The organism is Serratia sp. PGPR-27, from assembly GCF_022678525.1.
Lineage (GTDB): Bacteria > Pseudomonadota > Gammaproteobacteria > Enterobacterales > Enterobacteriaceae > Serratia > Serratia nematodiphila.
The window spans coordinates 19,986-32,538 of sequence record NZ_JALBYS010000015.1; the positions used below are offsets into that span (position 1 = coordinate 19,986).

The following is a 12,553-nucleotide window of genomic DNA, read 5'->3' on the forward strand; positions in this document are numbered from 1 at the left end:
TCCTTTAAGGAGAAAACCATGACATGGCGTTATTGTGCCACGGTATCGTTGTTTTTGTTGGGCGGCTGCAGCGCGATCCAGCCAACGTCGACGTCCCCGGACTGGTCTCAGCCTCAGCCGGCCACGCGGGAACAGCGGCAACGCATCATGGCGGGTGAGTCTGCCTCGTCGGTATTGCATGAAGGTAATATCGGTATTGGCGGCACGTTAGATGGGGCGAAAATATTCGATCGTTAAACCGCTAAATATATTCAGCCAAATTAATGCGCGCATTCTGCCGATATTGTCGGAGGGTTTACCTTTCCTGCGTTATTCTGCCGTGGCTTGACCATTCATTGCGTTAGCAGACAATTCGTTTTCCTTATAGGGAACCGCCGGTTTATTTCGGCGTAATCAAAGGAGTTGCCCATGACGAAGAACATGGCCGCGATCTTTCTCTTGCTGTTGCCGCCGCTAAGCCAAAGCGCCGGCGCAGCGCGCTACGACAGGCCGTGCGAAGGAGTGTCGCCGGTGCTGTTTCAAAAGCGCCTGAAAGCGCTGGCGCAGGATCTGCGTCAGGAAATGAGCGAGGAAGCGCCGCCGACAGAGCGCGATGCGGAAGAGCTGGCGCGGTTGGCGGAGTGCGCTATCGAGCCCGGCAAAGCGCCCGTCACCGGCGGGCAGCGCGTCTCCCGTTCAGAGGAAAAGCCGACGGCATCGCCGAACGGTTGCTGAGCCGGCGTGTACGCAGAGTCTAGCGATGTAATGTAAAAGGAGTCATTGATGAAAAGGATCGTGTTGGCCGGCGTGGCCTTGTGTTGTTCCAGCTTCGCGCAGGCGCGGGTGGATCTGGAATACCATGCGGCGGCGCCGAAGGACAGTAAGGTCACCGAGGAGTACCAGAAAAAGCGCGACGCATTGCGCCACAAGGTGTGGAATGTCGATAACCTGACGCTGGCCAACGAGCAGGCGATTGCACGCGAACAGCAGCGCGAAGCCGCTGAGACCGCCGAGCGGCAGCAGCGGAACCTGGAACAGCAGCAGAAAAAGCAGCGCTGCCTGCGCAGACACTCGAAAGATCCTCATCCCGAGGCGAAGTGTTACATGCACAACTTCTAACCTTTAACGTCCGGGCGCTTTCTGCGCCCGACGTCGTTTAGGCCGGGCGGCAATGCTCTTTCAGCATGGCGATAGCGTCCGGTTTCAGCTGATACAGATAGACCGGCCGGCCGGTGGCGCCGTACAGAATACGGGTGCCGAGGATGCCGCTTTCCGCCAGATAGATGAGGTACTTGCGGCAGGACACCCGCGAAATGCCAATGGCGTTGGCCAGATTGTCGGTAGAGAATTCGCTGTCGTGCTGCTGTTCGATCCACTCGCACACCGTGCTCAGGGTGATGCTGGTCAGGCCCTTCGGCAGCTTTTTGCTCTCCTGGCCGCCGGGCTGGCGGCGCAACAGGCTGTCGACGTCGGCCTGCGAAAACTCGCGTTGCGCCAAGAGCTGTGACTGTTGCCGGTAGTGGCTCAGCGCCTCCTTGAAGCGGCTGAACTGGAACGGCTTGATCAGATAATCCACCACGCCGTAGTGCAGCGCTTTTTGCACCGTGTTCACGTCGCTGGCGGAGGAGATGATGATCACATCGGTCTTTTCGCCGAGTTCGCGCAGGCCGGGCAGCAGATCCAGCCCGTTCTCCTGCTGCATGTAAATATCCAGCAACACCAGATCGATGCTGACGCTGGCGTCGGCCAGCAGGGCACGCGCCTGGCTCAGGGTCGCGACCGTCGCCTGGCAGTGAAAACCGCCGACCTGGCTCAGGTAGTATTTATTCAGCTCCGCCACCATCGGGTCGTCGTCGACAATCAGTACGTTAATCATGGGCTCTGCTCTTGGCCTGATAGGGAAGGTGCACGAAAAATTGGGTCAGCTCGCCCGGTTCGGATTCGAAATCGATGCTGCCGCCCAGTTTCTCCAGATGGCTGCGGATCAGCGCCAGGCCGATGCCGCGTCCCGTTCCCTTGGTGGAAAATCCGTGTTCGAAGATGCGCGCGCCGATCGCCGGATTTATGCCGGGGCCGTCGTCGCTGACGATACAGTGTAATTGATCGTCGTGATGATGGAAGCTCAGGCCGATCTCGTGGCCCTCAACGCCGTCGATGGCGTCGATGGCGTTTTCGATCAGGTTGCCGAGCACGCTGATCAGCACGTGGGTGGTTTCCGCATCGTCGGTTTCCGGCAGCAGGCTGTTTTCCTCGATGGTCAGTTCGATGCCGGCCTCGTGGGCGCGGCTGATCTTGCCGATGAAGAAGCCCGCCACCTCCGGCGAATGGATCTTGCGCAGCAGCGCGCCGATCTCTTCCTGGTAGTTGCTGGCGGTGTTGATGATGTAGTTTTCCAACTGCTGATAGGCCTTCATATGCAGCATGCCGAGTATCACATGCAGCTTGTTCATAAATTCGTGCGACTGCACCCGCAGGGCGTCGGCGTAGTGCGCCATGCCGCTCAGCCGCTGCAGCAGGCGGCTGATCTCGGTCTTGTCGCGGAAGGTGGCGATGGCGCCGGTCACCTGGCCGTTGACGATCACCGGCACGGTATTGGTCAGCAGTTCGCTGCCGTTGAAGCTGATCTGCCGATCGCGCAGCGGTTCGCCGCTGGCCAGCACCTCCGCCAGATGCAGCTGCGCCGGCCAATGTTTGCTGGCGGCTTCCAGCAGCAGGTTTTCCACCGGCCCGCTCTGGCGCAGCAGGCGCTTGGCTTCGTCATTGACGATGGTGATGCGGGATTCATTATCGACCGCGATCACGCCTTCTTTAATCGATTGCAGCATGGCGTTGCGCTGTTCGAACAGGTTGGAGATTTCGTAAGGCTCGAAACCCAGCATGATGCGTTTGAGCGCAGAGACCAGGAAAAAGGTGCCCAGGCTGCCGACCAGGGCGGCGAAGGCGATGGTCCAATAGATGATCCATCGGCTTTCCGCCACCACCCGCTGCACGGTGTCCAGCGCGATGCCGAGCGCCACCACGCCGATTTGTTTTTTCTGATCGTCATACACCGGCACGAACACCCGCAGCGCCGGAGCCAGCGTGCCGCGGTTGATGGCGCTGTTGACGTTGCCTTGCAGCGCGGGCGCCAAATCGTCGCCGATAAAATGCTTGCCGATCAGCCAGGGTTTAGGGTGCGAATAGCGGATGCCCTGCATATCCACCACCACCACGAACAGCAGCTCGTTTTGATGGCGCACCTGCTCGGCGAAGCGCTGAATGGCGCCGCTGTGATCGCGCCGCTGCAGGCCGTCGATCACGGTGTTGGAGAGCGCCAGCGTGTTGGCGACGGCGATGGCTTTTTGCTGCAGCTGATCTTGCCCCTCGCGGCTCATCTGCACGAAAAACAGCGCGAACACCACCAGCAGCACCGAAGCGATGATGGCGGACACCATCAGCGTGATGGAGGTGCTCAGCTTGAGCGGCACCCGTTGTTTTGGCATGGCGGTTCTCCGAATGGCGATATCACGGCGTATTCTAGCGAGGAATGCGGCAAGCTGCAGTTACCGGCAGCAGGTTATAGCACGCTGCCGGGGTGCGGAGGGGTTATTTTAGTTACAAAAGCGGGTTACTGCTGGTGGTAGATCTCCAGCGCCTGTTGGCCGCTGGCGCCCTGATGGATGATCGCCATCAGGGCGCGCACCACCTGCGACGGGTTGCTGTGTTGATAGACGTTGCGGCCATAGACCATGCCGGAGGCGCCCTGGGCCATCAGCGCGGCGGATTTCTCCAGCACCGGGCCCAGCTCTCCCTTGCCGCCGCCGCGCACCAGCGTCGGGCAGCGCGCCGCTTCCACCACGCGGTGGAAATCTTCCACCCGATCGGTCGGATCGGCCTTGATGATGTCGGCGCCCAGCTCGCGCGCCAGCCGCACCAGCGGCACGATTTTCTCCACGTCACCCAGCGATCCGTAGGCGGCGCCCTGGCCGGCCGGGGCCATCACCAGCGGTTCGATCATCAGCGGCATGGCGTAGCGATCGCAGGCGTGGCGCAGGCGGCCGATGTTTTCTACGCACTGGCGGAAAATGCCGGGTTCATCCGGGATCATATAGAGGTTGACCACCACCGCGGCGGCGTCCATTTGCAGCGCGGCCAGGATCGGCGCTTCCGGGTTGTGCAGCACCGCCCACATTTCGCGGTGGCGTGCGGCGTTATAGGCGTTGCCGACGTCGGTGCGCATCACCAGCGCCGGTTTTTCGCGCTGTGGCGCGCGCTGCAGCAGATCCGCCTGCCCGTAGTTGACCTGAATCGCGTCGGGGCGCGCGGCGATCAGGTTGCCCATCACCCGTTCGATATCTTCCAGCCCGATTAAAAAATCCGGTTCGTTGGCGATGCCGTGATCGATCGCCACATCCAGGCACTTGCCGTTGTTGAACAGGCGGTTCATCCGCACCTTACTGCTGAGCTGCATGTCAGGTCCTCCTGAGATAGGGATATGTCCATTATTGCCGAGTAAGGATGGTCGGGAAACGCGGAAACCGCAAACTGCGCGCCCGCTCGCAGTTTTTGCCTGCGCACGAAAGGGGAACGCTCGCGGGCGGCTTTCATTTCATTTGTTAGATCCGTGTCATGTTTTTGTTAATAAGCCATTCCAAAACGCATGTTTCGCTTGTTTGGGTTAAAAAGTTTCAATAGTCTAAATTATGAAATAAACATTTAAAAAAGCGGCGAGGACGCGACTTGCTCCACCAGGGGTTTATTTCAATTGATTGTTTTTAATCTGTTTTGAGATATCGATCACCATTTTGTTCACGGCCTTAATACGGCGATAACGCGGTAATTTCGCCGTATCAAAGGGATAACACCGACCGTATTGTTGTTTGAATGTAAAAAATATTTTTCATTAGCTGTCAACCAACAGACCTCTTCATTCTAACGATTAAAGGGTAACGAACATGAAGCTGAAGAAATTGATCGCCGCCTCGGTACTGATGTGCATGCTGCCGGCCAGCGTGTTGGCGAAAGACATCAAGATCGGCGTTTCCATGGCTTACTTCGATGACAACTTCCTCACCATTCTGCGCCAGTCGATGCAAAGCAAAATGAAGGCCGACGGCAACGTCAGCGGCCAGTTCGAAGACGCCAAGGGCGACATCGCGCAGCAAATTCAACAAATCGAAAACTTCGTCAGCCAGGGCGTCGACGCCATCATCCTCAACCCGGTGGATACCCAGGGCGTCAAGCCGATGATCAAACTGGCCGAGAACGCCAAGATCCCGCTGGTGTTCGTCAACCGCAAGCCGGAAGTGACGCTCCCGGCCGGCATGGCCTACGTCGGCTCCGATTCCAAGCTGGCCGGCAAACTGCAGATGGAAGCGTTGGCCAAGCTGATGAACGGCAAGGGCAACGTGATGATCCTGATGGGGGAACTGTCGAATGAATCGACCCGCGACCGCACCCGCGGCGTGGAAGAGGTGGCGGCCAACTATCCCGGTATCAAGATTGTCGATAAGCAAACCGCCAAGTGGACGCGTAAAGATGCGGTGGATATCACCACTGACTGGGTGCTGACCGGCCAGCAGATCGACGCTATCGCTTCCAACAACGACGAAATGGCCATCGGCGCTATCCTGGCGCTCAAGCAGGCTAAAAAGTCCGGCGTGCGGGTGGCCGGCGTGGATGGCACGCCCGATGCGCTGGAATTCATCAGAAAAGGCGATCTGGCGCTGAGCGTGTTCCAGGACGCCAAAGGCCAGGGCGAGGGTGCGGTGCAGACCGCCGTTCAACTGGTGAAAGGCGAGAAAGTGGAGAGCAACGTGCTGATCCCTTACCAGCTGATCACCCAGGCCAATTACCAGCAATTCGCCGATAAAAACAAGAAATAAGCCTTGAAGCCCGCCGCGGGCGCCGGTGTGGGGCGAGCGCGGCGGAAAACGTGGGTCAGTGCGGAGGTAAGCGGTATGTACCCTTATGTTCTTGAGGCCGAAGGCATCAGCAAGCAGTTCCCCGGCGTCAAAGCGCTGGATAAGGTCTCGATTAAAATCAAACCCGGCAGCGTGCACGCGCTGATGGGGGAAAACGGCGCAGGCAAATCGACGCTGATGAAATGCCTGATCGGCATCTACCACCCGGATGAAGGCTCGATAAAAATCAAAGGCCGGCCGGTCACCTTCAGCGACACGCTGCAGGCGCTGCATTCGGGCATTTCCATGATCCACCAGGAGCTGAACCTGGTGCCTTATATGACGGTAGCGGAAAACATCTGGCTGGGGCGCGAGCCGGCGCGGTTGGGGTTCGTCAACCACGAGCAGCTGAACGAGAACACCCGCGAGCTGCTGGCGCGGCTGAACATCAAACTGCAGCCGGACACGCTGGTGGGCGAACTGAGCATCGCCAACCAGCAGATGGTGGAGATCGCCAAGGCGGTGTCCTACAACGCCGACGTATTGATCATGGACGAACCGACCTCGGCGCTGACCGAAGGTGAAGTGGTGCACCTGTTCGCCATCATCCGCGAACTGCGCGAGCAGGGCAAAGGCATCATCTATATCAGCCACAAGATGGACGAGATCTTCGCCATCACCGACGAAGTGAGCATTTTCCGCGACGGCACTTTCATCGCCTGCGACAAGACCGAAAATCTGACCAAACAGTCGCTGATCACCATGATGGTGGGGCGTGAACTGACGCAGATGTTCCCCAAATTCAACAACAATATCGGCGAGGAAGTGCTGCGGGTGGCGGGGCTGCGCCGCAGCGGCTGGTTCCACGACGTGTCGTTCAGCGTCAAACGCGGCGAGATCCTCGGCGTCGCCGGGCTGGTGGGCGCCGGGCGCAGCGAAGTGATGGAAAGCCTGTTCGGCATGCACCCGGCGGACGGCGGCGAGATCTTTATCGAGGGCCAGGCGGTGAAGGTCGATTCCCCGGCGAAGGCGATCGAGAGCGGGTTGGCCTTCCTCACCGAAGACCGCAAAAAATCCGGCCTGTTTTTGGTGCTGTCGGTGGTCGAGAACATGAGCATCGTCAACCTGTCGGAATACATCGGCAAGAACGGTTTCGTCAGCCACGTGCAGATGGCTAAAGACTGCATGGATCAGATCAAAAAGCTCAACATCAAAACGCCGACCATGGATCAGATCATCAATAACCTCAGCGGCGGCAACCAACAGAAGGTGCTGATTGCGCGCTGGCTGCTGGCGCAGCCGAAAATCCTGATCCTCGACGAACCGACGCGCGGCATCGACGTGGGAGCCAAAGCGGAAATCTACCGCCTGATCAGCGAGCTGGCCAACCGCGGCGTCGCCATCATTCTGGTCTCCTCCGAGCTGCCGGAGATCCTCGGCATGAGCGATCGGGTGATGGTGATGCACGGCGGCCGCATCACCGGCATTTTGGACAAAGACGACGCGGACCAGGAAAAGATCCTGGCGCTGGCCTCAGAATAACGAAGGGTGAACATCATGAGTAACGTAAAGATTGAGAAGCCGCTCTCCGCCGATTCAACGAGCAAGGGAACGCTGTTCTCCGGGCTGAGCGGCAAAATGCCGAAGGATACCGGCATCTTCATCGTGATGCTCGGCATCGCGCTGGTCTTCGAAATCCTCGGCTGGTACATGCGCGATCAGTCGTTTCTGCTGAACCCGAACCGCCTGCTGCTGATCGTGCTGCAGGTGGCGATCATCGGCATCATCGCGGTGGGCGTCACCCAGGTGATCATCACCACCGGCATCGATCTCTCCTCCGGTTCGCTGATTGCGCTGACTGCGGTGGTGGCGGCCAGCCTGGCGCAGACCTCGGACAGCATTTCGCCGATGTACCCGGGGCTGCTCGATCTGCCGGCGGCGATCCCGATCGGCGCGGGGATTGGGGTGGGCATTGTCTGCGGCTTTATCAACGGCTTCCTGATCACCCGCACCGGCATTCCGCCGTTCATCGCCACGCTGGGGATGATGGTATCGGCGCGCGGTCTGGCGCAGTACTACACCAAGGGTAACCCGGTCAGCTTCCTGTCGGACGGCTTCACGTCAATCGGTCAGGGCGCGATGCCGGTGATCATCTTCCTGGTGATTGCGGTGATCTTCCATATCGCGCTCAAACACACCCGCTACGGCAAATACATCTACGCCATCGGCGGCAACATGACCTCGGCGCGGGTGTCCGGCATCAACGTCAACAAATATCTGGTGACGGTTTACACCATCGCCGGCGGGTTGGCGGGACTGGCGGGCGTGGTGCTGGCGGCGCGCGTCAGCAGCGGCCAGTCGAGCATGGGGATGTCGTACGAGCTGGACGCCATCGCCGCGGCGGTGATCGGCGGCAGCAGCCTGATGGGCGGCGTCGGGCGCATCACCGGCACGCTGATCGGCGCGGTGATCCTCGGCCTTATCAAAAGCGGCTTCACCTTTATCGGCGTCGATTCTTACATTCAGGACATCATCAAAGGCGTGATTATCGTCGCCGCCGTGTCGATCGACATGCGTCGCAACCGCAAGAAACACTGATTGCCGTGAATTGCCGCCGGCGCCAGGGTTGGCCGGCGGTGTTTTTTTACCGGGGGGCACATCATGAATTACCTGAAAGGGCTGTGGCTGGCGGTGGCGCTGTGTGCGTCCACCCCGGCATGGGCGCAAACCATCGGCGTATCGATGGCCTATTTCGACCAGAACTTCCTCACCATTATCCGCCAGGCGATCGACAAGGAGGCCAAGGCGCGCGGTATTACCGTGCAGTTCGAGGACGCGCGCGGCGACGTCGGCCGCCAGACCGACCAGGTGCAGAGTTTTATCAGCGCCGGGGTGGACGCGATTATCGTCGATCCGGTCAACTCGGCCAGCACGCCGGTAATGACCAAAATGGTGCAGGCCGCCGGCGTGCCGCTGGTGTACGTGAACCGCACGCCGGGCGACGCCAAACTGCCTCAGGGCGTGGTGTTCGTCGGCTCCGATGAGCGGGAGTCCGGCACGTTGCAAATGGAAGAGTTGGCGCGGCTGGCCAACTATCAGGGCAACGTGGCGGTGATGATCGGCAACCTGACCGACGCCGGCGCGCTGCAGCGCACCAAAGACGTGGAGCAGGTGGTGGCCAAATACCCGAACATGAAGGTGGTGCAGAAGCAGAGCGCCAACTATTCACGCAGTGAAGGCATGGATCTGATGATGAACTGGCTGACCAACGGCGAAGCGATCGACATCGTCGCCGCCAACAACGACGAGATGGCGATCGGCGCGATCATGGCGCTGCAGCAGGCGGGCAAGGCGGACAAGAAAGTGCTGATCGGCGGCATCGACGCCACGCCGGACGGCCTCAAGGCGCTGGCCTCCGGCAAGATGCAGGTCACGGTGTTCCAGGACGCGATCGGCCAGGGCAAGGCCTCGGTCGAGGTGGCGCAGCGCATGATCAACGGCGAAAAGCTTGAGCCGTATTACTGGATCCCATTCGAGCTGGTGACGCCGGCCAATCAGGAGAAATACGCGGCCAAACCGTGAGTTCGCCGTCGGATCCGCGTTGCCGGGGCGCTGCTTGCAGCGCCTTTTTTATTGCGCCAATTGCATGTCCGCTTGCGGCCAGCGCGGCGTCGAACCTTGCCTCACACTGAGGATCTTTAAACAGCGTGAGGATGAGCGATGAACGCATTAAACGGCAAGGTGGCGGTGATCGGCGGCGCCAGTTCAGGGATCGGCAAAGCGGCAGCGCTGCTGTTCGCCCGGCAGGGGGCGGCGCTGGTGTTGGGCGCCCGGCGCGCGCCGCTGTTGGCCGAGCTGGTGGAGGACATTCGGCGCGAGGGCGGCCGGGCATTGGCGGTGGCGGGTGACGTGCGCGATGAAGCCTTCGCCGAACGGCTGACGGCGACGGCGGTCGACGAATTCGGCGGCCTGGATATCGCCTTCAACAACGCCGGCACGTTGGGGCCGCTGGGGCCGTCGCTGGCGCTCAGCGCGTCAGAATGGCGCGAGGTGCTGGAAACTAACCTGTCCAGCGCCTATTACGGCGCCAGGCATCAAATTCCCGCCATGCTGGCGCGCGGCGCGGGCTCGGTGATCTTCACCTCCACGTTCGTCGGCCACACGGCGGCGTTTCCCGGCACGGCGGCCTATGCGGCCGGCAAATCGGGGCTGATCGGCCTGACGCAGGCGCTGGCGGTGGAGTTTGGCGGGCGCGGCATTCGGGTGAACGCGCTGCTGCCGGGAGGCACCGATACGGCGATGGGGCGGCAGATGAGCAATACCCCGGAAGCCTTGGCGCAGGTGGCCGACCTGCACGCGCTGAAGCGGCTGGCGATGCCGGAGGAGATCGCGCAGGCGGCGCTGTATTTGGCGTCTGACGCTTCCTCATTTGTCACCGGCACCGCGATGCTGGTGGACGGCGGCGTGTCCATTCAGCGCGGCTGAGGTTGGCATGGCCCGTGGCCTGGCGCCACGGGCATACGGGAGAGCGTTACCAGCCTTTGACGGCGTCGCCCTTGTAGATTTCGGCGGCGCTGGCCGCCACTTCGTCGGTCTGATAGGCCTTGACCAGATCCTTCACTTTCTCGCTGTCTTTGTTGTCGATGCGGCTGGCGAAAATGTTGACGTAAGGCGAGTTTTTGTCTTCGACAAACAGCCCGTCCTTGGCCGGCGACAGGCCAATCTGGCTGGAATAGTTGGTGTTGATGATCGCCAGCGTCACCTGTTGGTCGTCCAGCGCGCGCGGCAGCTGCGGCGCTTCAATCTCGACGATCTTCAGCTTTTTCGGGTTGCTGACGATATCCAGCGCGGTCGGCAGCAGGCCGACGCCGTCTTTCAGGGTAATCAGCCCCTGTTTTTGCAACAGCAACAGCGAGCGGCCCAGGTTGGTGGGATCGTTCGGCACCGCCACCTGCGCGCCGTCCGGCAGCTGGCTGAGTGCGGTTATCTTCTTCGAATAGCCGGCGATCGGGTAGACGAAGGTGTTGCCCACCGCCGCCAGCTTGTAGCCGCGCTCCTGCATCTGCTTGTCCAGATACGGTTTGTGCTGGAAGGCGTTGACGTCCAGATCGCCGTTGTTCAGCGCTTCGTTCGGCAGCACGTAGTCGTTGAAGGTCACCACCTCCACGTCCAGATCGTATTTCTGCTTGGCGACCTTTTGCACCACCGCCCACAGCGACTGATCGATACCGGCGCTGATGCCGACCTTGATGTGGTGATCGTCCTGTGCGGTCGGGCCGCAGGCGGTCAGCAGCAGCGTGCCGGCGGCGGCCAGCGCCAGGGTGAGGTTTTTCAGCGTAAATGTCATTTTCCCAGGGTCCTTGTCAACATTGCCTGCTAATTTTGGCGGGCAGAATAGTGGCAGTGACTGTAGGTAATCGCTGGGCTAAAACAAAATACTGATTCACTATGACTCATAGCGATTAGCTATGAGCGGCCGCGGCCCGGTGCGGAGCGGATTGTTTTGACGGCGAATCGGCGGGCTTATTATGATAGCCGTTGGCCCGCGAGGGCAGACTGGGTACTGAAACGAAGGAAAAGACAATGCGATTGAACACTTGGAGCAAGGCGCTGCTGCCGCTGGTGGTGTTGGCCTGCGTCTCGGCGACTCAGGTTCGGGCGGCGGAAAGCGATACCGGGCCGATCCCCAAACAGCTGCTGGGCAACTGGCGCGTCAGCAAGATCGTGCCGACCCAGACCACCGGCTGCTGGGATCAACAGCAGGCGCAGAGCCTGATCGGCGGCAAAATCAGCTACAAAGCGGATGCGTTCAGCTGGAACGGCACGGCGCTGAAAAGCGAAGGGGCCACCGTCAGCACCGTAGAAGCGCAGGAGTTTGTCGAGGACAATGCCGGCAGCAGCTCCTACATCGATTTCCCGATGCTGGGCATCAGCACGCCGTCGGTCGAGCGCGTGGCCATTCAGCACGCGGATACCGCCATCAAAGGCATCACCGATCAGGGCACCGATGGGGTGCCCGGCGATAACGTGCTGGTGAAAGATGCCAACACGCTGATCCTGTCGCTGTGCAACGTCTGGTTTGAGGCGCAGCGCGAGAAATAATTTTTTGCCTTCAGCCCCGGCGACGGGGCTTTCCCACTGCATCACCTCCCGCCACGAGCGCCATTTCTGAACTAAAATTAATCATAACGATATGACCCCGGCGTGATATCGGAGCCTCGGCTCAACCGAGTCCATGACAGGAGGCGCTATGTGTTACCACCATATTGTCATCGCCACCGATCTGAGCGATGACGGCAAACGGCTGGTCGAAAAGGGGGCGTTGCTGGCGGAGGCGCTGCAGGCCAAACTCTCGCTGATCTATGTGGACGTCCACTACGACACCTACCACGCGGCGATCGGCTTTTCGGAGCGCAGTTATGACGGCGTGCCGTTCGAAGAGAAGATCCGCAAAGAGCTGGAACCCACCACGCAAAACGTCAATTATCCGATCGCGGAAGTGATTATCGGGCGCGGCGGCTTCGTTGACGAACTGCGCACGGCGGTCGTGGACAAGAACATCGATCTTCTGGTGTTCGGCCATCACCACGATCTGTGGAGCAACCTGTTTTCTTCTACCCGCAACGCCATCAACCAGCTGAATATCGACGTGCTGGTGATCCCGATCCGTTCGTAAGCGCGATTTGCCGGCG

At 60.2% G+C, this 12,553-nt stretch carries 14 protein-coding genes; 10 read left to right on the forward strand and 4 right to left on the reverse strand.

Features of this window, described 5'->3' with window-relative positions:
- The first annotated feature begins 18 nt into the window (after window positions 1-18).
- The 3 genes from MMS95_RS10310 to MMS95_RS10320 all read left to right on the forward strand — a co-directional run bounded on the left by MMS95_RS10310 (window position 19) and on the right by MMS95_RS10320 (window position 1,098).
- The gene (locus MMS95_RS10310) at window positions 19-237 is read left to right on the forward strand and encodes a hypothetical protein (RefSeq protein WP_021504846.1); all 219 of its coding nucleotides are present in this window, start codon (window positions 19-21) and stop codon (window positions 235-237) included.
- A gap of 171 nt (window positions 238-408) precedes the next feature.
- Window positions 409-714 (forward strand): hypothetical protein, encoded by a 306-nt coding sequence (locus tag MMS95_RS10315; protein ID WP_004940954.1) that lies wholly within the window; start codon window positions 409-411, stop codon window positions 712-714.
- Between the two features lie 48 nt (window positions 715-762).
- A complete protein-coding gene (locus MMS95_RS10320) occupies window positions 763-1,098 on the forward strand; it encodes a hypothetical protein (protein WP_004940957.1) in 336 nt (111 codons plus the stop codon).
- Window positions 1,099-1,135: 37 nt separating this feature from the next.
- On the opposite strand, the gene dcuR is transcribed toward MMS95_RS10320, so the two are convergent.
- The 3 genes from dcuR to MMS95_RS10335 form a co-directional block, all read right to left on the reverse strand.
- Entirely contained in the window at window positions 1,136-1,855 is a 720-nt protein-coding gene (gene dcuR, locus MMS95_RS10325) for a two-component system response regulator DcuR (RefSeq protein ID WP_004940959.1), read from the reverse strand.
- Window positions 1,848-3,461, reverse strand: coding sequence for a sensor histidine kinase (locus MMS95_RS10330; protein WP_076740328.1), 1,614 nt, complete (start codon window positions 3,459-3,461; stop codon window positions 1,848-1,850). Before MMS95_RS10330 ends, dcuR begins: the two co-directional genes overlap by 8 nt.
- A 125-nt stretch (window positions 3,462-3,586) precedes the next feature.
- Window positions 3,587-4,429 carry a deoxyribose-phosphate aldolase/phospho-2-dehydro-3-deoxyheptonate aldolase gene (locus tag MMS95_RS10335; protein ID WP_015377543.1) on the reverse strand — a complete coding sequence of 281 codons (843 nt, stop codon included), beginning with the start codon at window positions 4,427-4,429 and terminating at the stop codon, window positions 3,587-3,589.
- 484 nt (window positions 4,430-4,913) lie between these two features.
- Here MMS95_RS10335 and MMS95_RS10340 point away from each other — a divergent pair, with 484 nt between their 5' ends.
- From MMS95_RS10340 to MMS95_RS10360, 5 genes are all read left to right on the forward strand, one after another.
- Window positions 4,914-5,843: a sugar ABC transporter substrate-binding protein gene (locus tag MMS95_RS10340; protein ID WP_015377544.1), complete on the forward strand. Its 930-nt coding sequence runs from the start codon at window positions 4,914-4,916 to the stop codon at window positions 5,841-5,843.
- A gap of 75 nt (window positions 5,844-5,918) precedes the next feature.
- A complete protein-coding gene (locus tag MMS95_RS10345) occupies window positions 5,919-7,403 on the forward strand; it encodes a sugar ABC transporter ATP-binding protein (protein WP_004940975.1) in 1,485 nt (494 codons plus the stop codon).
- A gap of 15 nt (window positions 7,404-7,418) precedes the next feature.
- On the forward strand, window positions 7,419-8,459 hold the full coding sequence (locus MMS95_RS10350) for an ABC transporter permease (protein ID WP_004940978.1): 1,041 nt from the start codon (window positions 7,419-7,421) through the stop codon (window positions 8,457-8,459).
- 63 nt (window positions 8,460-8,522) lie between these two features.
- A complete protein-coding gene (locus MMS95_RS10355; RefSeq protein WP_004940980.1) occupies window positions 8,523-9,443 on the forward strand; it encodes a sugar ABC transporter substrate-binding protein in 921 nt (306 codons plus the stop codon).
- Window positions 9,444-9,581: 138 nt separating this feature from the next.
- The gene (locus tag MMS95_RS10360) at window positions 9,582-10,346 is read left to right on the forward strand and encodes an SDR family oxidoreductase (protein ID WP_004940984.1); all 765 of its coding nucleotides are present in this window, start codon (window positions 9,582-9,584) and stop codon (window positions 10,344-10,346) included.
- 46 nt (window positions 10,347-10,392) lie between these two features.
- Here MMS95_RS10360 and metQ read toward each other — a convergent pair whose 3' ends face one another.
- Window positions 10,393-11,208 (reverse strand): methionine ABC transporter substrate-binding lipoprotein MetQ, encoded by an 816-nt coding sequence (gene metQ / locus MMS95_RS10365; protein WP_015377546.1) that lies wholly within the window; start codon window positions 11,206-11,208, stop codon window positions 10,393-10,395.
- A 236-nt stretch (window positions 11,209-11,444) separates the two neighbouring features.
- Here metQ and MMS95_RS10370 point away from each other — a divergent pair, with 236 nt between their 5' ends.
- On the forward strand, window positions 11,445-11,963 hold the full coding sequence (locus MMS95_RS10370; RefSeq protein WP_015377547.1) for a hypothetical protein: 519 nt from the start codon (window positions 11,445-11,447) through the stop codon (window positions 11,961-11,963).
- A gap of 148 nt (window positions 11,964-12,111) precedes the next feature.
- Window positions 12,112-12,537 (forward strand): universal stress protein, encoded by a 426-nt coding sequence (locus tag MMS95_RS10375; protein WP_015377548.1) that lies wholly within the window; start codon window positions 12,112-12,114, stop codon window positions 12,535-12,537.
- The last annotated feature ends 16 nt before the right edge of the window (window positions 12,538-12,553 follow it).

Bases quoted from the DNA above. Each gene is read 5' to 3' on its own strand.
- MMS95_RS10320 (WP_004940957.1), top strand. From the start codon at position 763: ATGAAAAGGATCGTGTTGGCCGGCGTGGCCTTGTGTTGTTCCAGCTTC.
- MMS95_RS10375 (WP_015377548.1), top strand. From the start codon at position 12,112: ATGTGTTACCACCATATTGTCATCGCCACCGATCTGAGCGATGACGGC.
- MMS95_RS10350 (WP_004940978.1), top strand. From the start codon at position 7,419: ATGAGTAACGTAAAGATTGAGAAGCCGCTCTCCGCCGATTCAACGAGC.
- MMS95_RS10335 (WP_015377543.1), bottom strand. From the start codon at position 4,429: ATGCAGCTCAGCAGTAAGGTGCGGATGAACCGCCTGTTCAACAACGGC.
- MMS95_RS10330 (WP_076740328.1), bottom strand. From the start codon at position 3,461: ATGCCAAAACAACGGGTGCCGCTCAAGCTGAGCACCTCCATCACGCTG.
- dcuR (WP_004940959.1), bottom strand. From the start codon at position 1,855: ATGATTAACGTACTGATTGTCGACGACGACCCGATGGTGGCGGAGCTG.
- MMS95_RS10315 (WP_004940954.1), top strand. From the start codon at position 409: ATGACGAAGAACATGGCCGCGATCTTTCTCTTGCTGTTGCCGCCGCTA.
- MMS95_RS10360 (WP_004940984.1), top strand. From the start codon at position 9,582: ATGAACGCATTAAACGGCAAGGTGGCGGTGATCGGCGGCGCCAGTTCA.
- MMS95_RS10340 (WP_015377544.1), top strand. From the start codon at position 4,914: ATGAAGCTGAAGAAATTGATCGCCGCCTCGGTACTGATGTGCATGCTG.
- MMS95_RS10355 (WP_004940980.1), top strand. From the start codon at position 8,523: ATGAATTACCTGAAAGGGCTGTGGCTGGCGGTGGCGCTGTGTGCGTCC.
- MMS95_RS10345 (WP_004940975.1), top strand. From the start codon at position 5,919: ATGTACCCTTATGTTCTTGAGGCCGAAGGCATCAGCAAGCAGTTCCCC.
- metQ (WP_015377546.1), bottom strand. From the start codon at position 11,208: ATGACATTTACGCTGAAAAACCTCACCCTGGCGCTGGCCGCCGCCGGC.
- MMS95_RS10310 (WP_021504846.1), top strand. From the start codon at position 19: ATGACATGGCGTTATTGTGCCACGGTATCGTTGTTTTTGTTGGGCGGC.
- MMS95_RS10370 (WP_015377547.1), top strand. From the start codon at position 11,445: ATGCGATTGAACACTTGGAGCAAGGCGCTGCTGCCGCTGGTGGTGTTG.